We start from the raw sequence: 24,241 nt of genomic DNA, 5'->3' as shown, positions 1-24,241 counted from the left end.
CACTACATTCCTGCCCAGTTAGGAAGGGGTAAGTGATGAACCTCGAAAAGTTTACCGACCGCGCCAAGGGCTTTCTGCAATCGGCGCAAACCGTCGCGATCCGCATGAATCATCAGCGGATTGCGCCCGAACACCTGTTGAAGGCGCTGCTCGAAGACGAGCAGGGCATGGCCGCCGGACTGATCCAGGCGGCCGGCGGCGACGCGCGCCGCGCCACCGCGGACACCGACGCCGCGCTCGCGAAGATCCCTGCGGTCAGCGGCTCGGGCGCGCAACAGACGCCCGGTCTCGACAACGACACCGTCCGCGTCCTCGATTCGGCCGAACAGGTCGCGCAGAAAGCCGGCGACAGCTACGTCACCGTCGAACGGCTGCTGCTCGCCCTCGCGCTCGCGCAGACCACCGCCGCGGGCAAGGCGCTCAAGACCGCGGGCGTCACCGCCGAGGGGCTGAACGCTGCGATCAACGACCTGCGCGGCGGCCGCACTGCCGACACCGCCTCGGCGGAGGATCGCTACGACGCGCTCAAGAAATTCGCGCGCGACCTGACGCAGGCGGCGCGCGACGGCAAGCTCGACCCCGTGATCGGCCGCGACGAGGAAATCCGCCGCACGATCCAGGTCCTCGCGCGCCGTACCAAGAACAATCCCGTCCTCATCGGCGAACCCGGCGTCGGCAAGACCGCGATCGTCGAGGGCCTCGCGCTGCGCATCGCCAATGGCGACGTGCCCGACGGCCTGAAAGACAAGACGCTGATGGCGCTCGACATGGGCGCGCTGATCGCGGGCGCGAAATATCGCGGCGAGTTCGAGGAGCGGCTGAAGGGCGTCATCGACGAGGTGAAGGGCGCCGAGGGCGACATCATCCTGTTCATCGACGAGATGCACCAGTTGATCGGCGCCGGCAAATCCGACGGTGCGATGGACGCCGGCAATCTGCTCAAGCCCGCGCTCGCCCGCGGCGAACTCCATTGCGTCGGCGCGACCACGCTCGACGAATATCGCAAATACGTCGAGAAGGACCCGGCGCTCCAGCGTCGCTTCCAGCCCGTCTTCGTCGGCGAACCGACGGTCGAGGATACGATCAGCATCCTGCGCGGCCTCAAGGACAAATATGAGATGCACCATGGGGTGCGGATCACCGACGGCGCGCTCGTGTCCGCGGCGACCTTGTCCAACCGCTACATCACCGATCGCTTCCTGCCCGACAAGGCGATCGACCTGATGGACGAAGCGGCGAGCCGCATCCGCATGGAGGTGGAATCGAAGCCCGAGGAGATCGAAAGCCTCGACCGCCGCATCCTGCGCCTCAAGATCGAGCGCGAAGGCCTGCGCCGCGAAACCGACGCGGCCAGCGTCGATCGCCTCGGCAGCCTCGAGGGCGAACTCGCCAATCTCGAACAGCAATCGGCGGAACTGACCACGCGCTGGCAGGCGGAAAAGGAGAAGATCGCCGGCGAAGCCAAGCTCAAGGAACAGCTCGACGCCGCGCGGCTCGAACTCGAACAGGCGCAGCGCGGCGGCGATCTCGCCAAGGCAGGCGAGCTCTCCTACGGCCGCATCCCCGCGCTCGAAAAGCAGCTCGCCGAGGCACAGGGCGCAACGCAGGGCGCGATGCTGCGCGAGGAAGTGACCGCCGACGATATCGCCGGCGTCGTCAGCCGCTGGACCGGCGTGCCCGTCGACCGCATGCTGGAAGGCGAGCGCGAAAAGCTGCTCAAGATGGAGGAGGTGCTCGGCGCCCGCGTCATCGGCCAGTCCGATGCGGTGCGCGCCGTCTCCACCGCCGTCCGCCGCGCACGCGCGGGTCTACAGGACCCGAACCGGCCGCTGGGCAGCTTCCTGTTCCTCGGGCCGACGGGCGTCGGCAAGACCGAGCTGACCAAGGCGCTCGCCGAATTCCTGTTCGACGATCCCGCCGCGATGGTGCGCATCGACATGAGCGAATTCATGGAGAAGCACGCCGTCGCCCGCCTGATCGGCGCGCCTCCCGGCTATGTCGGCTATGAGGAAGGCGGCGTGCTGACCGAGGCGGTGCGGCGCCGGCCCTATCAGGTCGTGCTGTTCGACGAGGTGGAAAAGGCGCACGGCGATGTCTTCAACGTGCTCCTGCAAGTCCTCGACGACGGCCGCCTGACCGATGGCCAGGGTCGCACGGTCGACTTCAGCAATACGATCATCATCCTGACGTCCAACCTCGGCAGCCAGTATCTGGCGAACCTCGAGGACGGCCAGTCGGTCGACAGCGTCGAACCGCAGGTGATGGAGATCGTCCGCGCCCACTTCCGCCCGGAATTCCTCAACCGGCTGGACGAGATCATTCTCTTCCACCGTCTGGGGCAAGGCCACATGGGCCCGATCGTCGACATCCAGGTCGCCCGCGTCGCGAAACTTCTGGCAGATCGCAAGATCGCGCTGGAACTCACCGATGCCGCCCGCGAATGGCTCGGCCGAGTCGGCTACGACCCGGTCTACGGCGCAAGACCCCTGCGACGCGCAGTCCAACGCCACCTCCAGGACCCCCTCGCCGAAGCGATCCTGCGGGGCGAAGTGAAGGACGGATCGACGGTGAAGGTGGATGAGGGGGATGGAAAGCTAATAGTGACAGTAGATTAGTCAGCCGCGACCGCGAAGTTCTGCGATCAACTCGGCAACAGCGCCTGTAACAAAATTGATACACTCGGCCAGCAATCTTTCGATGTGACAGCTCTGTCATTTGCGATGGGGTTGCTGGCCTGCAACCCTCGGCGGATCATGCTGCGATTGCGAAGGCGATCATGGCATTGGCCACAAGAGGGGAACACAGTGATTAAACGGTCGCGTAACATTTTCCTGGTGACGACGATTCTGGCAGGCACTGCCTATGCCATGCCGGCTGTCGCTCAGGAGACCGGCGGGGCAGTTGCCTCGCAAACCACCGGACAAACCGCAGGAGCACAGCCAGACCAAACCGCCGCGGCATCCACGGATATCGTCGTTACCGGATCGCGCATCGCGAGACCCGACCTACAGGCATCGGTGCCGGTCGTGACCATTGGCGCCGAGAGGATTCAGGATACCGGCGCGTCGAATATCCAGGATGTTCTGGCCACCCTGCCTGCGGTGGGCCAGAACGTCAGTCGCACCAGCTCGAACTTTTCGAACACCGGCAACGGCGTGGCCACCGTCAATCTGCGCAACCTGGGCGCGTCGCGCACTCTTGTGCTGATCGATGGGCGCAGGTCGCTCGGTATCGCGGGTTCGTCCGCTGTCGACGTCAACAATATCCCGACCGACCTGATCGAACGCGTCGAAGTCGTCACTGGCGGTGCCTCCGCCGTTTACGGATCGGAAGCCGTCGCCGGCGTCGTAAACTTTGTCCTCAACCGTAAGTTCGAGGGGCTGCGCGTCCGTGCGCAGAACACCATCTCGGACAAGGGCGATGCACCGCGCCAATACGTATCGATCACGGCCGGTCATGGTTTTGCCGATGATCGCGGCCATGTCGCTGCGAATTTCAGCTACGACAACGACCACGGGCTACCGTCTCGCAACCGCAGTTTTTCGGCCAAGGACGTACCGAACCGCAGCTCCTACGCAGCGCAGGGGCTCTTCGATGTCAGCAATCCGGCTACCCAGACGACCTTCTCTCCGGCGACCGGCCGAACCTTCACCTTCGATGGCAACAACGCGCTGAAGGGCTATCAGGGCGCCAATGTCGATGGCTACAACCGCAATGGCGACCGCTTGCTGTCGGTGCCGGTTGAACGACTGCAAGGGACCTTTCTGGGCAGCTACGACTTCTCGGATGCGTTCAAGGTTTATGCCGAGGGCGAATACGTTCATACCAATTCCAACGCATCGCTCGAACCGTCTGCAATTGCGAATAGCGGCCCCGGTGCTGCGCTGAACTTCGACGGTTCGGCCTATGCCGGCATTCCGATCACCAGCCCTTACGTTCCGGCGGCGGTCCGTGCCGCGGCCATTGCGAACGGCACCAACGTGATCCAGTTCCGTCGTCGATCAAACGACATCTTCAGCCGCAGCAATCAGAACGATCGCGATTTCTACCGCGGTGTACTGGGCGTAAAGGGCGATATCGGCGGCAGCGGCAAGTGGTCGTACGACCTGTATTACGAACACTCGCAAAGCCGTGACCACACGACGGCACAGGCTATCTATACGCCGAACTATGGCGCCGCATTGAGCAACGAAATCGGACCGGACGGTCAGGTTCGCTGTTCGAATGCCGCAGCGCGGGCCGCGGGCTGCGTTCCCATCAACATTTTCGGGTATAATACCGCCAGCGCTGCCGCGTCTCGCTTCTTGCAGACTTATACCGGCCCGACCACCAACGTGACGTTGGTCGATGGTAACGTCGTCCAGCTGAAGAACGGCTCGAACGTGACGTTCGACTACCTGGCGAAGGTCAACCAAGACGTCGTCTCCGGTAGCATCAGTGGCAACCTGTTCTCCTTGTGGGGCGGCCCGGTCGCCGTGGCCTTCGGCGGTGAATATCGCCACGAGAAAAGCTCTGAGGTCTTCGATCCGTTCACGCAGGCCGGGCTGTCGTCGGGCAATCAGATCACGAACACCCAAGGCCAATTCAACGTTAAGGAAGGCTTCGTCGAGGTCGTCGCACCGATCGTCGAAGACCGTCCGGGCCTCCATTACCTCGGAATAGAGGGTGCAGCGCGTTATGCGGATTATTCCACCATTGGTGGAGTGTGGAGTTTCAAGGCCGGTGCGACCTATGCGCCGACCGCTGACATCCGCTTCCGCGGCGTCTTCGCCCGCGCCACGCGCGCGCCGAATATCGGCGAATTGTTCGCATCGCTCAGCCAGACGTTCCCTGCCGTAAACGATCCCTGTGACCAGGCGCAGGGCAACGGCGATGGGGCAAAGATCGTGCCGCTACCCGCGGGTTGCTCTGCGATCCCGGGCATTGCAGCGACCGTCGCATCGCGAGGCAGCTTCCAGTACAGCACGTCTCAGATCCAAACGATCGACGGCCTGCTCGGCGGCAATCGCAACCTGAAGCAGGAAACCGCCGACACGATCACCGCGGGCGCCGTCATCACGCCGACTATGATCCGCAACTTCAGCCTGACGGTCGATTATTATCGCATCAAGGTGAAGAACGCGATTGGGATCATCGGCCAGCAGGTTTCGGTTTCGCAATGCTTCACCGGTGGCCAGCCGCTATTCTGTAACAACGTCATCCGCGATGCGAACGGCTTCATCACCCGCGTAAACGCATTGAACTTGAATACGGGGTCCTACCTTGTTTCAGGTCTTGACGTCGAAGGTCGCTATTCGATCCCGCTCGGTGGGACGCGATTGGATATCGACGTGCTTTATAACCATCGCTTCAATCAGCAGCAGACTCCCTTCCCGGGCGGTCCGGTGCAAAACGAACTCGGCCAAGCAGACTGCTACAGCTGCGGCCGCCTCGGTTCTGGGTTCAAGGACAGGGTTACCGGCAATTTCACGCTGGGCACGGAACGCTACCAGCTCAATTATCGTGTCGACTATCTTGGTCCGTTGAAGGACAACCTGGATGGCAGCACGACGGTCATCACTCCGATCCCCGCCTACTGGTATCATAACGTCCAGGGCAAGATTGCCGTGGGCGAGGGCCGGAAGATGGAACTATATGTCGGCGTGAACAACTTGTTCGACAAGAAGCCGCCGATGTTCGGGGATACGAATCCCGTAACGTGGCCTGGCACGCAGACCGTGGCAGATACTTACGACCTCTATGGGCGCATGTTCTACGCCGGCGCCACCATCAAATTCTGATCTAACACCGACTAAAGTACTAAGGCGGCCTTCGGTTCGAAGGCCGCCTTTTTTATGGGCAAGCCTAGTTTCCTTCACTTGCATCCCAGATGACGGCGCCCGCTCTAAAGCCCAAGCAGCTTCGCGCTTTGCGATCGTCGACTAGTTCACCCTGATTGGGCGTCACCGCTGACAAAAAAAAGGGGCGGCCCTGCAGAGCCGCCCCGTCCTTGAGTCGCCACCCCTCCGCAGAGGGGCAGGGTAGCGGCGTTTAGAAGCCGAACTTCACGCCCGCGCGATACTGGCGGCCGAAGATGCCGTCGCCGCCCTGGACGGCGTTGTACAGATACGCGCCGTACGTGACCGGATCGATCGGAGGCAGACGGTTGAAGACGTTCAGCACGTTCACATAGAACGAGAACTTGTCGTTCACCCGGAACGTCGCGTTCGCATCCGCCGTGATGTAGCTCTTCACGCGGCAGCCGAAATAGGCCGGTGCCTGACCGCAGTCCTTGTACGCGTCGCCCTGGTCCATCGCCGACAGGTCGTAGCCCGACGTGTAGTTGACGGTGCCGGTCAGCGCGAAATCGCCGAAGTCGAACGTGTTGGCCCAGTTGCCCTTCCACTCGAACGTGCCCGAACCGGCCGTCAGGTTGAAGTTGCCGAGCGTGTCGACATAGGTCTGGCGCACGCCGTCGACGGTGGTGCTCAGCTCCAGGATGAGGCTGGCGTTCAGCGCCGTGGTCCACTTCACGTTGCCGAAGTTGACGAAGCCGTTGGCGCCGAAATCGATGCCTTCCGACTTGATCGTCTGCGCGTTGATCAGCTGCGAGCGGACGAACGCGATCTTGGGCTTGGCGGTCGGGTTGTTGACGTCGACCGCGTCGGCGATGACGTCGAAGCCCGCAGGGATCGCGTTGCCCGCATAGTAAGCGGCGATCGCCGGCGACAGATCGGGCGTGGTGATCGCGCCGGTCTTGCGGATGTTGTAGTAATCGACCGTGAACGACAGGCTGCGGATCGGCTCGAACTTGATGCCGGCGGTGAAGCTGCGCGACTTTTCAGGCTGCAGGTTCGGCGATGCCAGCGTGGTCTGACCGATCGAATAGGCCGTGATGTACGACGAGCAGGCGGTCGGTGCCGCAGCCGAGCACGGCGTGGTCGAACCGCGGTTGGTGTACTGCGCCAGGAACGCCGCCGGGATGCTCGACAGCTGCTGCGTCACGTAACCCGTCGTCGGCAGGGCGTTCGCCTCGCCGAACGAGGGGATGCGGAAGCCACGCGAATAGGTGCCGCGCACGGTGACCTGACGGATCGGGTTGAAGATCGCGCCGAACTTCGGCGAGAACGCGCTCTGACCGGTCGAATAATGGTCGTAGCGACCCGAGGCGTTCAGCGTCAGCTGGTCGAGGATCGGCGCGTTGATTTCGCCGAAGGCCGAGGTGACGGTGCGGTTGCCGCTGGTGCCGAAGGCGTTCAGACGGAAATAGCGCTGCGTCGGGCCGTTGGTGTCCGGGTTGCCGCTGGGGGCGTCGACCGCTTCGTAGAAGATCGAGCCACCGAGCGCCACGCGCAGGTCGCCACCCGGCAGCGCCATCAGCGCCTTACCCAGGGTGAACTGCGCCTGGTACAGATCCGACGAGCTGTTGTTGATGAACTGCGGCGTCAGATAGTCGCGCACCGCCTGGCTGTTCTGGCCGGGGTTGAGGAAGTTGTAGCTGCCGTCGTTGATGACATCGAGCAGGTGCTGGATGTAGACGTAGCCGTCGGTGCGACGACGCAGGTCGGTGTGCATCGCGGTCGCGTCGACGCGATAGTCGACGTCACCGAAGATGGTGCCGTTGATGCCCATCGCGGCGCGATAGACGCGGCTGCGGGTCTCGTTGAACTCACGCTCGTTGGCCAGCGTGCCGACGATGCGCGCCACCTGGCCCAGGCCGGCGAACGGATTGTTCGGGTTGAGCGTGCCGTTCGCCGCGGTGCAGGCCGCGGTCGTGCCGCGCGGGCAGATGTAGACCGGCAGCGCCAGGATCGCCGAACGCGGATCGATCGACGGCGTCGGGCCCTGCGAGGTCGAATATTGCGGGAAGAGGATGCCCGCCGGTGCGTTGGCGCGGATCGTCGCCGGAACGCCCGTGTAGCTCGACGTCGACTGCTGGAAGTTGACCTGGAAATAGGCTTCCGACGTGTCGCCGACCTTGGCGGTGAACTTGGCCGAACCGCCGAAGCGTTCGATGTCCGGGGTCACGTTGCCGTACAGGTTCTGCGTATCGACCTGGCAGACGGTGCCCGGTGCGGTCGGGTTGTTGGTGAGGTCGGTCGCGGTCAGGTTGTACGGCGTGCCGACGACGCAGCCCAGCGCCGGGTTCAGGAACTGATAGCGGCCCAGCGCAGTCGTGTTGGTCGCATCGGCCGGACGGACGTAGAAGTTGCCGGTGCCGATCGAGAAGCCGGGCAGCGTGCCGTTCGGGCCGACGCTGTTGGCGATGTTGTTCGGGCCGCACACCGTAGTGCCGGTGCGGTTGCTGCACAGGCTGCGCTCGTCGCTCGTGTTGTACGGCGCCGGCAGCGACGACGCCTTCACGCCTTCGCTGCGATAATAGAAGCCGCTGATATAGGCGTTATAGCCCTTCTCATCGAGATCGCCGGTGCCGGCGGTCAGCGACAGGCGCTGGTTGGCGTTGTAGCCACGCTCCGCAATGCCCGCTTCGACGCGGCCGGCGATGCCCTGGAACGAACGCTTGGTGATGATGTTGACCACGCCCGCGATCGCGTCCGCGCCATAGCTGGACGAGGCGCCGTCGCGCAGCACGTCGACGCGCTCGACGATGTCGTCCGGGATGGTGTTGAGGTCGACGAAGTTGCGCGAACCGTCATCCGACAGCGGATAGTAAGCGGCGCGCAGGCCGTCGAACAGCACCAGCGTCGAGTTGGTCGACAGGCCGCGCAGCGACACCGACGACGCACCCGAAGCGAACGCGCCATTGGCGGTGAACGAGTTGGTCAGCGCCGGGCCGTTGTTCGACGACAGCGCCTGGATGCCCGCCTGCACGGTGTTGATGCCGCGCACATCGAGATTCTCGGTCGTGATCGTGCTGACCGGCGACGGGCCGGCATCGGCGCCGCGGATGATCGAGCCGGTGACGACGATGTCGTTGCCGGTCGACGCTTCCTGCGGCTGGGCTGGGGTCTGCGGTGCGGCGGCTGCGGTCTGATCCGACGAATCGGTGGTCGGCTGCGGCGCCGGGGTGGTCTGCGCCGCGGCGACGCCGGCGGACAGCAGCACGAACGGCGTCGCGGCGGCGAGCAGGGCCGCCTTTCGCGTAAAGCGGTACATCGTGGTCATCGTCTTCCCTCGCTTGACCCGGATGGCCGGCCCGTTGTGACGGTGCCGGTTCCAGGCATGGCCAAGCCCCCTCAAGCCGCATTCGGCTTCCAAAGGACATTGGACAGGAATGCGTTCACGTATTTGGGGTGTAAAGCCGTCATTCATCCGCGGCTCATCTTTGCGCGCCGGTGTCGCCGAAATGACACAATGCCTGCCCTGCATGGCAGGCCGGATCGGAAATCCTGCCCGATAACGGGCAGAACGCGCTGACCGGCATCTTGGTTCACCGACCGGCTAATTTGTTCCGAAACGGCTTTTTATCATAGATTTATGTCGTCGGGTGTGGCGGAACACCCACATCGTCCGGCCTGCAAAGCCTGCGTCTGCGCGACGGGGTAAATTGGACGCATGCTGACCTAATGACCTGGTTTGGACCCTCCCCAACCGTCACCCGTCGCCATGGTCGAGTTGAAAAGGATAGGACATCTACTATGCCCTGCCTTTGCGGCACGCGGGTCCGCTACCGCGTGCCCTGCGAGCGCGCCATCATCCGATCGTGAAAAAGCCGGCTTACTTGGCCGGCATCGCCCCCGCGACGAGCATCGGGTCGAGGCGCGCATCGCGCCAGCGCAGGCTCCAGTGGAGATGGGGACCCGTCGCCCGCCCGGTCTTGCCGACCGCGCCGATCACCTGCCCCTGGCGGACGTGATCGCCCACTGCCACGTCGATGCGCGACAGGTGCAGGAACGCGCTGTTCAGCCCCATGCCATGGTCGATCATCAGCAGATTGCCCTCCAGCGTGAAGGGGTGATCCGCGGCCAGGATTACGACGCCGTCCGCCGGCGCGACGACGGGCGCGCCCACCGGCAGCGCCACGTCGGTGCCCGAATGATAGGCCCCCGGCTCGCCGCGATAGACGCGCTGCGACCCGAACCAGCCCGAAATGCGGCCGATCGCCGGCCAGACGAAACGCTGCCGCCACCCCTGCGCGTCGGTCTCGATCGCGCGCGCCGCAGCGATCTGCGCGAGTTCGGGCGGGCGCAGCTGCGCCATCACCGGATCGGGCGCCGGAAAGCGCGGAAGGGTATTGAGCCGCTCGATCCGCCACGCCCGCGGCGCGACGGTCAGCGTCGTGACCGCGCCCAGCGCGGTGCCGGCCGGTCCCGTGACACGCTCGGCGACCCGCATCGTGGCGGGTGCATCCCGATCGAAGCCGAGGACGAACGACCCGTCCGCGGCGACGGCCACCTCACGATCGTCCAGCGTCAGCCGTGTGCCGGGGCGGACGTGACCGCGCACCAGTCCGCCCTGTACCGGCGCGCCCTCCAGCCGCAGCGCGGAGGCGCCCGCCAGCTCAGGCAGCGGCGGTTCGGGCTGACGGACGATCTGCGCACCGGCGGGGACGCTCCCGGCCAGCAGCACGGCCAGCACCGGGCCGGCACGCCTCATTGCGGGCGCATCGCCTCGCTGGCGATCGCGGCGGTGGCATAGGCTTCCTGCCGGGCGACGCTCCAATAACGCAGCAGATCGATCGGCACGCGTGCCCCGCTCACCGCGCAGATGACATGATCACCGGGCGCCAGCACGCGAAAGCCATTGGCCATATAGTGCAGCCGCGCGGGCCGATCGGAATTGGAAACGAGCATGTCTTGTGTCCGTATCAGAGCCCAGCCGTCACAATAACGTCGGCTGGTCGGGCGTGGGGGCGACATAGGCGCGCGCCGCCTTGCGCTCAACCTTGGGGCGCTCAACCTTGGGGGGTACTGGAGCGGGCGCAGGCGCCGGCGCCTCATCGCCCACCACCGCATCGACGCTGTCGTCGCGGAAGCGCAGCGTCACCGCGCCCGCCGCGCGCACCGCCGCCGCCGAGGACAGCGTCGTGCCGTCGCGCGCCGTCACCCGTGCATAGCCACGGTCCAGCACCGCATCGGGGTTGAGCGACTGCACCAGCCGCCACGTCGCCGCCAGCCGCTCGCGCCCGCGCTCCACCTGTCGTTCCAGCACCGCCGGCCGCAGCGCGCCGGCCGACCGGTCGAGGCTGCCGCGCGCCAGCGTCACCCGCCGCTCGAGCCCCCGGTCCAGCCGCTGCCCGGCGTCGTCGGCGCGCTGCCGCTGCGGCCCCAGCAGCGCCTCGCGCTTCGGCAACAGCCGGGCAAGCGCGGTCAGCCGCTCGCGCCCCCGCTCGACATAGCGGTTGGCGCACCGCTGCGTCCGGCTACCATGGCTCTGGATCGTGTAGCGCAGGTCGGCGAGCACCGGCACCGCCAGCTCGGCGGCCGCAGTCGGCGTCGGCGCGCGCAGGTCGGCGGCGAAATCGCACAAGGTCGTGTCGGTCTCATGCCCTACGGCCGAGATAATCGGGATCGTGCAGTCCGCGACCGCGCGCACCACCACCTCTTCGTTGAACGCCCACAGATCCTCGATCGACCCGCCGCCGCGCGCGACGATGACGAGATCGGGGCGCGGCACCGGGCCATCGGCGGGGATCGCATTGAAGCCGCGCACCGCCGCCGCCACCTCCTCCGCCGCGCCCTGCCCCTGCACCTTGACCGGCCAGACGATGACATGGCTAGGGCAGCGATCCTCCAGCCGGTGCAGGATGTCGCGGATCACCGCGCCGGTCGGCGACGTCACCACCCCGATCGTGCGCGGCAGATAGGGCAGCGGGACCTTGCGCTCGCGATCGAACAGCCCCTCGCCCGCCAGCTTGGCCTTCAATTTCTCGAACAGCGCCATCAGCGCGCCCGCGCCGGCCAGCTCCATCCGCTCGATGACGATCTGGTATTTGGACCGGCCGGGATAGGTGGTCAGCTTCCCCGTCGCGATCACCTCGATCCCGTCCTGCGGCGCGAAGGCGAGCGCGTTCACCTGCCCCTTCCACATCACGCCGTCGATCACCGCGGCATCGTCCTTCAGCGCCAGATAGACGTGGCCCGAGGCGGCCCGCTTGTAGCCCGAAATCTCGCCGCGCAGCCGGACGTGGCCGAACTCGCCCTCCACCATCCGCTTCAGCTTGAAGCTCAGCTCGCCCACCGACAGCGCGAGCGCGTTGTCGCCGGGGCGCTCCTCGGCTAGCAGCCGGGCATCATCGGTATCGGATAGGAACTCTGGCATGAACGTCCTGCTGCTGGGCTCAGGCGGCCGCGAACACGCATTGGCGTGGAAACTGGCGCAATCGCCGACCCTCGATACGCTCTATGCCGCGCCAGGCAACCCCGGCATCGCGCAGCATGCGACGTGCGTCGCCCTCGACGCGACGGATCACGCCGCGGTGATCGATTTCGTGCGGGCGCAAGCGATTGGCCTGGTCGTGATCGGCCCCGAAGCGCCGCTGGTCGATGGGCTTGCCGACAGTTTGCGCGCCGCAGGCGTCCCCGTCTTCGGCCCCGACAAGGCCGCCGCGCAGCTGGAAGGGTCGAAGGGTTTCACCAAGGATCTGTGCTGCCGCGCCGACATCCCGACCGCCGGCTATGTCCGCGTCGACAATCGTCGCGACGCGGAGGCCGCCCTCGCCGCGACCTTCGGCTATCCCGTCGTCATCAAGGCGGACGGCCTCGCCGCGGGCAAGGGCGTGGTGATCGCGACCAGCGAGGCGGAGGCGGCGCAGGCGTTCGACGCGATGTTCGCGCAGGGCGACGCGCCCGTGGTGCTCGAGGAATTCCTGGAGGGCGAAGAGGCCAGCCTGTTCGTCCTGACCGACGGGACCGCGCTCCTCCCGTTCGGCAGCGCGCAGGATCACAAGCGCGTCGGCGAGGGCGATACCGGCCCCAATACCGGCGGCATGGGCGCCTACAGCCCCGCCCCCGTCCTCACCCCCGACCTGGAGGAGCGTGCGATCGCCGAGATCGTCGCGCCCACCGTCAAGGCGATGCGGGAGGAAGGCATGCCGTTCAGCGGCGTCCTCTACGCCGGGTTGATGCTGACCCGGACGGGTCCGAAGCTGATCGAATATAACGCCCGCTTCGGCGACCCCGAATGCCAGGTGTTGATGATGCGCTTCCAGGGCGATCTGCTTGCCGTGATGCTGGCCACCGCCGAAGGCCGGCTCGCGCTGCTCGGCGACATCGCCTTTTCGGACGACACCGCAATGACGGTCGTCCTCGCCGCAGCGGGCTATCCGGGCACCCCCAAGGCCGGCGGCGCGATCCGCGGCATCGATGCGGCGGAAGCGACCGGCGCGATCGTCTTCCAGGCAGGCACGAAGCAGTCCGGCGATACGCTGGCAGCGTCCGGCGGCCGCGTCCTGGCCGTCACCGCCACCGGCCCCGACATCCGCGCCGCCCGCGACGCGGCCTATCGCGGCGTCGACGCCATCGACTTCGCCGACGGCTTCTGCCGCCGCGACATCGGCTGGCGCGAACTGGCGCGATAAGGGACGCCAACCGACACCCTCGCCCACACCCACACCCACACCGTCATTCCCGCGAAAGCGGGAATCCATGACCTCTGACGTTTCGGCTGGAGGCGCGACGCTAGCGTGTCTGGATTCCCGCCTTCGCGGGAATGACGACGAAGGGTAGCGGGACACAAAAAAGGCCCGCCGGATCGCTCCGACGGGCCTTTTCTCATACCGAACGCACCGATCAGAAGTTGATCGTCGTCCCGATCGCGATGTTGCGACCCAGCGAGTCATAACGCTGCGGGATCGTGTTCCCGCGGGCCAGGCTGATATTGTACGAATCCGGCACGATCGGCGCCGCCTTGTCGAGCAGGTTGTTCGCGATCAGGCGCAGCGAGAACTGCTTGGCGATCGCGAAGTTGAGCGCGAGGTCGAAGTAATTCGCCGGGGCGACCCGGTAATAGCTCGTCCGTGCACGCGCCGCCGTGCCGCCGATCGCCGGATCACCCGAATTGTCGGCGTTGGTCAGCGACCCCACATAGCGCCAGTTGAACGATGCACTGAAGCCGCGCCCTTCGGTCGTATAGGTCGCGCGCAGGCCGTGGCTCCACTTCGGGATCAGCTGGCCGCAGCCGTTGCCGTAATAGCCCGCACAGTTGCGCTCGGGCTGCACCGGCGAATCCTGGCCCCCGGCGAAGGTGGTCAGCGAGCCGTTGAAGCTCCAGTCGATGCGGCCCGCGCTGCCCAGCTCCATCGGATATTGCGCCTGGAAGTCATAGCCGCGCGCGATCGAGGTGTAATAGTTGCTGGTGCCCTGACGGATAAAGCCCGTCGTCGGGTTGCTCGCCGCGTTCGAGAACAACGTGCCGTTCGCGTTGCGGACGATGCCCTGGCAGAAGAATTGGTCGCCGCCCGAGCGCAGACAGCCATCGGTGTAATAGCTGTAATCGTTGTAGCCCAGCGAGTTGTCGATCTTGATCCGATACCGGTCGACCGAGAACACCAGGCCGCGCACGAACCGCGGCTTCAGCACCAGGCCATAGGTCTGCGTGTACGCCGTCTCCGGATCGGCGGTGAAGCCGCCCGAGCGCACGGTGCAGGCTGCGGTGCCGTTCGGCGTCGTGCCGTTGCTGCACAACAGGCTGGTGCTGCCATATAGCGCGTCGGACAGGCCGGTCGCTCGGCACACCTCACGCGAGGCGAGCGGCGCGCCATAGGTCACGCCATTCGGGCCGGGGATCGGCGTCGGCGCGCAGAAGTCGTTGAACGTGCCCGCACCGCCGGCGGCGAAGTCGATGTTCGTCGCCTGCCGGATCTCGACCACCGTCGGCGCGCGCTGCGCCTTGTTGAACGAGGCGCGGAAGGTGATGTCCTTCACCGGTGCGTAGATGCCCTCGATCTTCCAGGTGTTGAAGGTCGACGGATTGCTGCTGTACTTCGACAGGCGATAGCCGCCGTTGACCTGCGCCAGCTCGACGAACGGCTTGTGCTCGATCAGCGGCACCTGCACTTCGGCGTTGGCTTCCCACACGTCCTGGCTGAGATAGCTGTCGGTGCCGCCCAGCGCGCTGCGATAGCTGGCGTCGGCGGTCGATTTCAGCGTGTCCATGCGATATTCGGCGCCCAGCGCGATCGCCACGCCCTGTTCGGCGAACGGCGAGGTGATGCCGTATTTGCCCAGGTCGCCGCTGACGTTGGCGAGCACGTCGTACAGCGTCCCCGTCGTCTGCGACGTGCCCGTCGTGAACAGATAGCTGATCAGCGCCGGATTGGTGTCGCCCGCACTGAAGATGTCGAAGGGCACGCAGCCTGCCGCGCCGCTCGCGCAGACGGGGTTCGCGGCGGTGCCACCGACGTTCACCGCATTCTGCAGATTGCCGGGGGTGCGGAAGCTCGGGATATAATCCTGATGGTTGCGCGCATAGACGCCGCCGACGTCATAGGTCCACGCATCGCCCACCTTGCCGCGCACGCCGCCGGTCAGGCGCACGCCGGTGTTGACGAAGGTGTCGGGGCGGTCGTTCATCTCGCCCAGGCGATAGGCGAGGCTGACCGGCACGCTGGTCGCACCCGCGACGCCGCAACCGATCGCGGTCGCTTGGCTGGCCGACAGGAAGGGGTTGGCGCAGGACACGTTGACCGTGCCGCTCGCGATCGTCGGATAGTTGGTGTACGACTTGTCGCGGAACCACAGGCCCGACGCGTAGAGCTCCGCCTCCGGCGCCAGCTCGGCGGTCACGAAGCCACCGGCGTTCACGCGCTCGCTGGGACGCTGATAGGCATAGCCGCTGAAATAGTTGGACGCATTGCCCTGGCCCGCGCCGAACGGCACGAAGGTGCGCGTGCCATTGGGGTTGTTGACCAGCTGCGCGCCGGCATTCGGGCCCGACTGCGGCGTGATGAGGCCGCTCGTCGAGCTGCTCGGCGTCAGGCCGCACGACAGCGGGCCGTTGAGCTGCAGCTGCGTCAGGTAACAGCCGGCGTTCGAGCGCGAGGTCAGCGCGATCTCGTCGGTGTTCTTGTAATTGACGAAGCCGCTGACATGGACCTTGTCGTCGAAGAAGCCGTGGCCCGCGGTCAGCGTCAGGTCGGCCCGGCCGCCGTCGTTGGTCCAGCCACGCGGCGACGTGAAGCCCGCCGCACGCGCCAACGGCGACACGACCGTGTCCTTGTTGTTATGATTGTAGAAATTGTAATTGGCGTCGAGCTGCAGCCCTTCGAAATCCTTCTTCAGGACGAAGTTGACCACGCCCGCAACCGCGTCCGATCCATAGACCGACGAGGCGCCGCCGGTCAGCACGTCGACGCGCTCCAGCAGGGTCGCCGGGATGATGCCCGTGTCCTGGCCGTTCTGCGTGCCCAGGCGCTTGCCGTCGATCAGCACCAGCGTGCGCTCGAAGCCCAGGCTGCGCAGCTTGATGCGCTGGCGCCCGTCGGAATCGTTGTAGGTCTGCTGCGCGTCCGGCGCGATCTGCGGCAAGCGGTTCAGCACGTCCTCGACGTTGACCGCGGCCTGCGCGCGGATGTCAGCGGAGGTGACCGAGGTGATCGGCGCGGCGGCGGTGACGTTGGGGCGAACGATGCGCGTGCCCGTCACGACGATATCGCCACCCGGCTGTGCGGCCGGCGGCGTCTCGCCCGCGGCGGTCGCGGCCTTGGCGGCGGCTTCCTGCGGCGATTGTCCGATATTGGTATCGTCGGTCGTGGTGGTCTGTGCCAGCGCGGGTGCGCTCACCATCGCCAGGCTGCCTGCCAGCGCCACGAGCGAAACCCCATTCTTCCCAATCATAGCCTTGCCTCTCACCGAGGCTCGCTACCATGGAGCCTCTTTACGTCAGACAAGTTTTCCTATCCGGGAGACGGCGTCAATACCGCAGTGATACCTTTGCATACCATTTTGTCACCGCTGTGACAGGAAAGCATCACTCACCCTTTCGCCACGCCGAGCCGTGCGACGCGGGCGCCGAACGCCCGCCCGCACGACGCACTCGTTCATGCAGCGTTCGGATTGTGGCGCGATCAGCCCAGTTCGGCGCGCAGCGGGCGGGCGAGCAGCGCGCCGATCACGTCCGCCGCGGGGGCGCCATCGAGCAGGCGGCACACCGCCGCGGTCACCGGCATGTCGACGCCGGCCTCCGCCGCCGCCTCGGCGAGCACCGGTGCGGTGAACGCGCCCTCCGCCACCGTCCGCCGGTCGGCGAGCAGATCGGCCGCGGCGCGCCCCTGCCCCAAGCCCAACCCCAGCGAGAAATTGCGGCTGCTCGTCGACGAACAGGTCAGCACCAGATCGCCCAGCCCCGACAGGCCGGCGAGCGTCTCCGCGCGCGCGCCACGCGCCAGGCCGAAGCGCGTCATCTCGGCGAAGCCGCGCGCGATCAGCGCCGCGCGCGCATTCTGCCCCAGCCCCGCGCCCTCCACCACGCCGCACGCGATCGCGAGCACGTTCTTCACCGCCCCGCCGATTTCCGCGCCAATCACGTCGCGGCTGGCATAGGGGCGGAAGTGCGGCGCCGCGAGCCGCGCGGCCAGCGCCTCGCCCAGCGCTTCGTCCGCCACCGCCAGCGTCACCGCGGTCGGCAGGCCCGCCGCCACCTCATGCGCGAAGGTCGGGCCGGAGAGCACGGCGATCGGCGCCTGCGGATGGACGGCCGTCGCCACCTCACCCACCAGCCGCCGCGTCCCCGCCTCGATCCCCTTGGCGCACAGCACGAGCGGCCGCGTACCGACGTCGACCTGCGCGAGTACGCCGCCCACATGCTGCGCCGGCGCGACGACCAGCAGCGCATCCGCTGCATCGAGGTCGCCGAAATCGGACGTCGCGCGGATCGACGGCGACAGCGGCACACCGGCCAGGAACAGCCGGTTTTCGTGGGATTCGTTGATCCCCGCCACCACCTCCGGCTCGCGCGCCCACAGCGTCACCGGTTCGCCGCGATGCGCCGCGACCTGCGCCAGTGCCGTACCCCAGGCGCCGCCGCCGATGACCCCGATCTTCATGCTGCTCATCCCTGGACGCCCAACCTCACACACTCCGTTCGCCCTGAGCCTGTCGAAGGGCACCGTGCCGCGGGCATAGCGTTCGCGGATGGCCGTGCTTCGATAGGCTTAGCACGAACGGGGATAAGACATCATGCCATTGCCGTCACGCGTCACGCGTCACGCCTTCACCCCCGCACCGCGCACCGCCTCTGCCCCCGGATCGAGCGGCCACCTGGCCCGCGCCGGCGTATCGAGCGGATCGGTCAGCCCGGCGGCGAAGCGCTCCGCCCCCGCCCAGCCGATCATCGCGGCATTGTCGGTGCACAGCCACAGGGGCGGGGCGACGAAGCGCAGGCCATGCTCGGCGGCGAGCGCCTGCAACGCCGCACGCACCGCACCGTTCGCCGCGACCCCGCCCGCGACGACCAGTGCCGTCGCTTCGACACCGGCGATTCCCCGCCGCGTCCGGTCGATCAGGCAATCGACCACCGCCGCCTGGAAGGATGCGGCGATATCCTCGGGCGCATGATGCCCCACCGCCCGCGCCACCGCGCTCTTGAGGCCGGCGAAGGAGAAATGCGGCTCGGCCGATCCCTTCAGCGGCCGTGGCAACGGCACGACCGGCTGCCCCAGCGCCGCCGCCTTTTCCACGTTCGGCCCGCCGGGAAAGCCCAGGCCCAGCAGCTTCGCGGTCTTGTCGAACGCCTCGCCCGCGGCATCGTCGATCGTCGTCGCGATCCGGCGATAGCGGCCGACACCCTCGACCAGCAGCAGCTGGCAATGCCCGCCCGATACCAGCAGCAGCAGATAGGGAAAGGCGAGGTCCGGATCGGACAGCCGCGGGCTCAGCGCATGCCCCTCCAGATGATTGACCGCGACGAACGGCTTGTTCGCGGCATGGGCCAGCGCCTTGCCGGTGACGAGGCCCACCATCACGCCGCCGATCAGCCCCGGCCCCGCGGTCGCCGCGATCGCATCGACCTGATCCAGCCGCAGCCCGGCATCCTGCAGCGCCGCTGCGACCAGCGGCTCCAGCGCCTCGACATGCGCGCGCGCCGCGATTTCGGGCACCACGCCGCCGAAGGGCGCATGCGCCGCCTCCTGTCCCGCAAGCCGGTGGCTGAGCACCTGCCGGTCGCTGGTGATGAGCGCGGCGGCGGTTTCGTCGCACGAGGATTCGAGGCCGAGGATGATCCGGGGGGGCATGGCCGGCCTTCTATCGCGCCGCACGGAGGTTGTCGAAGGGTGGGGGTTTGGGCATGGCTGGCGGCAGGATTGTAAAACACCCTCACCCTTCGCCGCCTTTGGCGGCTCTTCCCTCTCCCGGCGGGAGAGGGAGGGAGGCGCGCAGCGCCGGAAGGGTGAGGGTGTGAATGGATGAAACGATGGCGATCAGGTTCAAACTCGGCACGCGCGGATCGCCGCTGGCGCTGACCCAGGCCAATATGGTCCGCGATGCTTTGTGCGCCGCCCACGGCTGGGCGCCGGACGAGATCGACCTCGTCGTCATCCGCACCACCGGCGACCGCGTGCAGGACCGCGCGCTCGCCGAGATCGGCGGCAGGGCGCTATGGACCAAGGAACTCGACCGGGCGCTCGTCGCCCGCGAGATCGACGCCGCGGTCCATTCGATGAAGGACGTCGAAACGATCCGGCCGGCCGAGATCCGCATCGCCGCGATGCTGCCGCGCGCCGACGTGCGCGACCGGCTGATCGGCGCGGACAGCGTCGCGGAGCTGCCCCGCGGCGCCGTCGTCGGCACCAGCTCGCCGCGCCGCCGCGCGCAGCTGCTGCGGCTGCGCCCGGACCTCAAGGTCGTGCTGTTCCGCGGCAACGTCGACACGCGCCTCGCCAAGCTCGCCGCAGGCGAGGCGGACGCCACCCTGCTCGCCGCCGCCGGACTCGATCGGCTGGGGCGCGACGGCGTCGGCCGCGCGATCCCGACCGACGAGATGCTGCCCGCCCCCGCCCAGGGCGCCGTCGGGATCGAGGTGCTCGCCAGCCATGACGAAGCCATGATCGCCGTCGCCGCGATCGACGATCCCGCGACCAGCGCCTGCGTCCTGACCGAACGCGCGCTGCTCGCCGCCTTGGGCGCCGACTGCCACTCCCCCGTCGCCGCGCTTGCCGCTTTGTCGGGCGAGATGCTGACGCTACGCGCCGAACTGATCGCCGAGGACGGCAGCCTCCACGTCGACGGCACCGGCGAAGGCACCGACGGCGCGCTCATTGCCGCGGAGCTTGCCGCCGACCTGCTCGCCCGCGCGCCCTCCAGCGTCCGCAGCCTGTTCGCGCCGTGACGGGCATCGCGCTCTCGGGCGTGCTGGTCGTCCGCCCCGAACCCGGCACCGCGCGCACCCTCGCCCGCCTGCACGCGCTCGGCGTGGACGCCGCCGCCGTCCCGCTGTTCGCGACCGTGCCGGTGCCGTGGGATGCCCCCGACCCCGCCGCCCACGACGCGCTGCTGATCACCAGCGCCAATGCGGTGCGCCACGCCGGCCCCAAGCTCGCAGGCCTCGCGCATCTGCCCGTCATCGCGGTGGGGGCGCAGACCGCCGAGGCGGCGCGAGGCGCCGGCCTCTCGGTCGCGGTCGTCGGCACCGGCGGCGTGACCGAGGCCCTCGCCGCCGCCAGCTTCACCCGCCCGCTCCACCTCGCGGGCCGCGACCACATCGACAGCGGCCACCCGACGCGCATCGTCTACGCAAGCGACACGATCGCCGTAGACCCCGCCGCCTTCGCCCGCGCCGCGCGACACCGCATCGTCCTGCTCCATTCGGTCCGCGCCGCCACCCGCGTCGCCGCCTTGCTGCCCGACCGCAGCGCCTCCGGCATCGCTGCGCTGAGCCCCGCGGTCCGTGCCGCGGCCGGCGACGGCTGGGCGCTCGCGCTGACCGCCGACACCCCCACCGACGCCGCCCTGTGCCGCGTCGGGGCGGCGGCATGCACGCCAGCGATTGACCCTGCGGCGGGGGCCGGGGATAAGGCGCCATGAGCGATTACGTGCCGATCGATCCGCCGTCGGGCGCCCGCGGAGCGCAGGGCCTGCGCACCGGCGTCTTCCTGGCGATCATCGCGCTGGCCTTCGTCGCGGGCGCGGTGCTGACCGGCTATCTGATGCGCCACGTCCCCTGGCTGGGCGGGACGACAAGCGCGCAAAAGGCGACGCCCGAACCGGTCAACTACAACCCCGCCTTGCCGCTCAACGCCAATGGCGAGCGGACCAACCCGCAGCTCGACCCCAATGCGCTCGCCTCGCGCGAAGCGACGCTCGCCGGGCAATTGTCGGCGCTGGAGACACGCACCGCCGCCGTCACCACCGACGCCAACGCCGCCGCCGCGCAGGCGGGCCGGGCGGAGGGACTGCTGATCGCCGTCGCCGCGCGCCGTGCGCTCGATCGCGGTGTCGGCCTCGGCTATCTCGAGGAGCAGTTGCGCAGCCGCTTCGGCACCGCGCAGCCCAAGGCGGTCGCCGCGGTCATCGACGCCGCGCGCCAGCCGGTGACGCTGGAGGATCTGCGCCAGGGGCTGGAGGCGATCGCGCCCGACATCGCCTCGGTCAGCACCGACGGCTGGCTCGCCAGCCTGCGCCGCGAAGTCGCCGGCCTTGTCGTGCTGCGCCAGGCCGGCACCCCCTCGCCCCGCCCCGCCGACCGGCTCGCCCGCGCGCGCCGCCTGCTCGACGGCGGGCAGGTGGAGGCCGCCCGTGCCGAGGTCGCGCGCCTGCCCGGCGCCGCGCAGGCCGGCAATTGGATGCAGGCCGCCGACCGCTATATCGAGGCGCGCCGCGCGCTCGATCTCATCGAAAACGCCGCGCTGATGGGCCAGGCGGTCGCCCGCCCGATCCCGCCGACGACGGTGCAGGCGCAGACGCCCGCCGATACCACGCCGGCGACCGATCCCGATACGAACACGCAGGAAACCACCTCGGTCGGCATGTAACGGCGCGCATGATCGCCCCCGTCGTCACCACCGACCGGCTGATCCTCACCGGCCACCACCCCGATCACCTCGACGCGCTCGCCGCCATGTGGTCGGACCCCGCGGTCTACACGATGATCGGCGGCGTGCCCCGCAGCCGCGAAGAGGTATGGCTGCGCCTGCTCCGCTCGATCGGTCAGTGGCAGGCGTTCGGCTATGGCAGCTGGGTGTTCTGCGCGCCCGACGGCACCGTCCTCGGCGAAGGCGGCCTGATGGAGGCGCGCCGGACGATCGACCCGCCGCTGACGCTGCCCGAAGCGAACTGGGCCCTCGCTCCCCACGCCCACGGCCGCGGATTCGCCTATGCCGCGATGACGGCCGCACTCGGCTGGGCCGACGCCCAGGGCATCACCCGCACCACCTGCATCATCGACCCCGCCAACACCCCCTCGCTCCGCCTGGCGGCCAAGCTCGGCTACACCGCGGTGCGCGACGCCCTGTACAAGGACCGCCCCATCCACGTCCTCGAACGCTGATCGACGTCCACCCCCGTCGTGAGACACCGACGCGCACCCCACCCACACCGTCACCCCGGACTTGGTCCGGGGTCCACTGCGCGGCGAGGGGGATGGCCAGTGCCTCATGCCGCCCCCCAGCGGCCCGGTGGACCCCGGACCAAGTCCGGGGTGACGGAGGAAGTGTAGCAGGCTTCGTCACCCACCAAGCCGGGCAGTAGAGCGTGCGCAACGCGGCCGACAATCGCCGCCCCGTCCACGTTGAGTCGCACGAACCCTCGCCCCACCAACTCCGTCACCTCCGGTTTGGCCGAAAAGTCCTCCCCCGCCAGGGGGAGGTGGCATGCCGCAGGCATGACGGAGGGGGAGGTAAGGGCAGCGCTTCGACAGCCGGAGGCGTTCCTGTCCGCCCCCTCCGTCACCGCCTTCGGCGGCGCCACCTCCCCCTGGCGGGGGAGGAATGAGCGCAGGGCACCGACTATCCTTTGGCCCGGTGGCCGCCGGACCAAGTCCGGGGTGACGGAGGACGTGTGGCGGACGTCATCCCCACCGATCACCTCCTCGCCCTCCGCACCCCACGCCGTCGTCCCGGAACAGGGGCCTTCCACCAATTCCGCGTGACGAACGGATGCGGGCACCCCGTATCCCCCACCCCCACAATCCGCTACACCACCGGCATGCTGCTCGCCGTCACCCTGTCCGCTCTGGCGATGACGCTGATCGTCGGTGTCCGCTATCTGATCGTGTCGGGCGCCTTCGCCGCGGCGACGCGTCTGAAGCACCCCGGCCTCTACCGCGGGCTCGACGCGCAGATGCGCCGCGAGATCGCCTGGAGCCTCGCCTCCGCCGCCATCTACGGCGTGCCCGCGGGCATCCTCGCCTGGGGGTGGAAGGCGCATGGCTGGACCCGCATCTATGACGACGTCCACGCGCGGCCGCTCTGGTACGTGCCGCTGTCGGTGGTCGTCTACCTGTTCCTCCACGACACCTGGTTCTACTGGACGCATCGCTGGATGCACCGGCCCGCGGTGTTCAAGGCCGCGCATGCCGTCCACCACGCCAGCCGGCCGCCCACCGCCTGGGCGGCGATGGCGTTCCACCCGATCGAGGCGGTGACCGGCGCTGTGGTAATTCCGCTACTGGTGCTGCTGATTCCGATCCACATCGGCGCGCTGGGCTTCGTGCTCGGCCTCATGACCGTTATGGGCGTAACCAATCACATGGGATGGGAGGTTTTCCCGCGGTTCATGTGGGGGGGACCATTGGGGGGCTGGCTCATCACCGCGAGCCATCATCAACGCCATCATGAGCAATACGGGTGCAATTATGGGCTGTATTTCCGCTTCTGGGATCGCCTGTGCGGCACCGACCGGGGGGTCGGGGATTTCGCGCGGGCCCACGCCAAGGCGGCGCGCGCGCACGCTGGCGCTGGCGGGCCTGCTGCCGGCGGCGGTGGTGATGCTGGGCGCCGCGCCGATCGCGCGGCTTGACGTCGGCGTCAGCCAGATGCGCTCGGCCAAGGGATCCTTGCGCGTCTGCCTGACCGCGGACCCGGACAATTTCCCCGCCTGCGTCGACGATGCCAATGCCGTCACCCGCTCCGTCCCCGCCTCGACGCATGCGCTGCACTTCGACGGGCTGCCGCTCGGCAATTACGCGGTCGCGGTGATCCACGACGAAAACAACAATGCCAAGCTCGATACGCTCGCCGGCATCCCGCGCGAAGGCTTCGGCTTTTCGCGCAACCCGCCGATCCGCTTCGGCGCGCCGCGCTTCGCCGCCGCGCGCTTCACGGTGACGAGTGATGCAAATCAGCAACAAATCAGAATGCGCTATATCTTCTAATCGGTTGCTACGGGAAAGATTCCGCAACCGCTGCGTTACGGTCACGTAACAGGTT

The 24,241-nt window shown here is 67.7% G+C and carries 16 protein-coding genes; 9 read left to right on the top strand and 7 right to left on the bottom strand.

Features of this window, described 5'->3' with window-relative positions; all coding sequences use genetic code 11:
• Positions 1–35 precede the first annotated feature (35 nt).
• Both clpB and GGR47_RS06430 read left to right on the top strand, forming a co-directional pair.
• Positions 36–2,615 carry an ATP-dependent chaperone ClpB gene (gene clpB / locus GGR47_RS06435; RefSeq protein ID WP_147035949.1) on the top strand — a complete coding sequence of 860 codons (2,580 nt, stop codon included), beginning with the start codon at positions 36–38 and terminating at the stop codon, positions 2,613–2,615.
• Positions 2,616–2,834: 219 nt separating this feature from the next.
• The gene (locus tag GGR47_RS06430; protein ID WP_244305024.1) at positions 2,835–5,780 is read left to right on the top strand and encodes a TonB-dependent receptor domain-containing protein; all 2,946 of its coding nucleotides are present in this window, start codon (positions 2,835–2,837) and stop codon (positions 5,778–5,780) included.
• A gap of 250 nt (positions 5,781–6,030) precedes the next feature.
• On the opposite strand, the gene GGR47_RS06425 is transcribed toward GGR47_RS06430, so the two are convergent.
• From GGR47_RS06425 to xseA, 4 genes are all read right to left on the bottom strand, one after another.
• Positions 6,031–9,105, bottom strand: a complete 3,075-nt coding sequence (locus GGR47_RS06425; RefSeq protein ID WP_147035948.1) for a TonB-dependent receptor domain-containing protein — start codon at positions 9,103–9,105, stop codon at positions 6,031–6,033.
• Between the two features lie 552 nt (positions 9,106–9,657).
• Complete coding sequence (locus GGR47_RS06420; RefSeq protein ID WP_147035947.1) at positions 9,658–10,536, bottom strand: M23 family metallopeptidase; 879 nt, start codon at positions 10,534–10,536, stop codon at positions 9,658–9,660.
• Positions 10,533–10,733, bottom strand: coding sequence for a DUF2093 domain-containing protein (locus GGR47_RS06415; protein WP_147035946.1), 201 nt, complete (start codon positions 10,731–10,733; stop codon positions 10,533–10,535). Before GGR47_RS06415 ends, GGR47_RS06420 begins: the two co-directional genes overlap by 4 nt.
• A gap of 28 nt (positions 10,734–10,761) precedes the next feature.
• Entirely contained in the window at positions 10,762–12,201 is a 1,440-nt protein-coding gene (gene xseA, locus GGR47_RS06410) for an exodeoxyribonuclease VII large subunit (RefSeq protein ID WP_183949477.1), read from the bottom strand.
• On the opposite strand from xseA, the gene purD reads away from it, so the two are divergent.
• Positions 12,200–13,459 carry a phosphoribosylamine--glycine ligase gene (purD, locus tag GGR47_RS06405; RefSeq protein WP_147037302.1) on the top strand — a complete coding sequence of 420 codons (1,260 nt, stop codon included), beginning with the start codon at positions 12,200–12,202 and terminating at the stop codon, positions 13,457–13,459. The genes xseA and purD overlap by 2 nt on opposite strands.
• A gap of 211 nt (positions 13,460–13,670) precedes the next feature.
• Here purD and GGR47_RS06400 read toward each other — a convergent pair whose 3' ends face one another.
• From GGR47_RS06400 to tsaD, 3 genes are all read right to left on the bottom strand, one after another.
• A complete protein-coding gene (locus GGR47_RS06400; RefSeq protein ID WP_307724556.1) occupies positions 13,671–16,688 on the bottom strand; it encodes a TonB-dependent receptor domain-containing protein in 3,018 nt (1,005 codons plus the stop codon).
• Between the two features lie 257 nt (positions 16,689–16,945).
• Positions 16,946–17,923 carry an NAD(P)H-dependent glycerol-3-phosphate dehydrogenase gene (locus GGR47_RS06395; protein WP_183949476.1) on the bottom strand — a complete coding sequence of 326 codons (978 nt, stop codon included), beginning with the start codon at positions 17,921–17,923 and terminating at the stop codon, positions 16,946–16,948.
• Positions 17,924–18,082: 159 nt separating this feature from the next.
• Complete coding sequence (tsaD, locus tag GGR47_RS06390; RefSeq protein ID WP_147037450.1) at positions 18,083–19,111, bottom strand: tRNA (adenosine(37)-N6)-threonylcarbamoyltransferase complex transferase subunit TsaD; 1,029 nt, start codon at positions 19,109–19,111, stop codon at positions 18,083–18,085.
• A 179-nt stretch (positions 19,112–19,290) separates the two neighbouring features.
• Between tsaD and hemC the strand changes: the two genes are divergently transcribed.
• From hemC to GGR47_RS06360, 6 genes are all read left to right on the top strand, one after another.
• The gene (hemC, locus tag GGR47_RS06385) at positions 19,291–20,205 is read left to right on the top strand and encodes a hydroxymethylbilane synthase (protein WP_420877033.1); all 915 of its coding nucleotides are present in this window, start codon (positions 19,291–19,293) and stop codon (positions 20,203–20,205) included.
• Positions 20,202–20,900, top strand: a complete 699-nt coding sequence (locus tag GGR47_RS06380; protein ID WP_147037461.1) for a uroporphyrinogen-III synthase — start codon at positions 20,202–20,204, stop codon at positions 20,898–20,900. Before hemC ends, GGR47_RS06380 begins: the two co-directional genes overlap by 4 nt.
• Entirely contained in the window at positions 20,897–21,847 is a 951-nt protein-coding gene (locus tag GGR47_RS06375) for an MICOS complex subunit MIC60 (RefSeq protein ID WP_017980358.1), read from the top strand. The genes GGR47_RS06380 and GGR47_RS06375 overlap by 4 nt, the downstream gene beginning before the upstream one ends.
• 8 nt (positions 21,848–21,855) lie before the next feature.
• Complete coding sequence (locus GGR47_RS06370) at positions 21,856–22,362, top strand: GNAT family N-acetyltransferase (RefSeq protein WP_147037485.1); 507 nt, start codon at positions 21,856–21,858, stop codon at positions 22,360–22,362.
• Between the two features lie 656 nt (positions 22,363–23,018).
• A complete protein-coding gene (locus GGR47_RS06365) occupies positions 23,019–23,831 on the top strand; it encodes a sterol desaturase family protein (RefSeq protein WP_017980360.1) in 813 nt (270 codons plus the stop codon).
• Complete coding sequence (locus tag GGR47_RS06360) at positions 23,800–24,186, top strand: DUF2141 domain-containing protein (RefSeq protein ID WP_017980361.1); 387 nt, start codon at positions 23,800–23,802, stop codon at positions 24,184–24,186. Before GGR47_RS06365 ends, GGR47_RS06360 begins: the two co-directional genes overlap by 32 nt.
• Positions 24,187–24,241 lie beyond the last annotated feature (55 nt).

This window comes from Sphingomonas aquatilis, from assembly GCF_014196115.1.
Classification (GTDB): Bacteria; Pseudomonadota; Alphaproteobacteria; order Sphingomonadales; family Sphingomonadaceae; genus Sphingomonas; species Sphingomonas aquatilis.
This window is presented reverse-complemented; position numbering and strand designations above follow the sequence as displayed.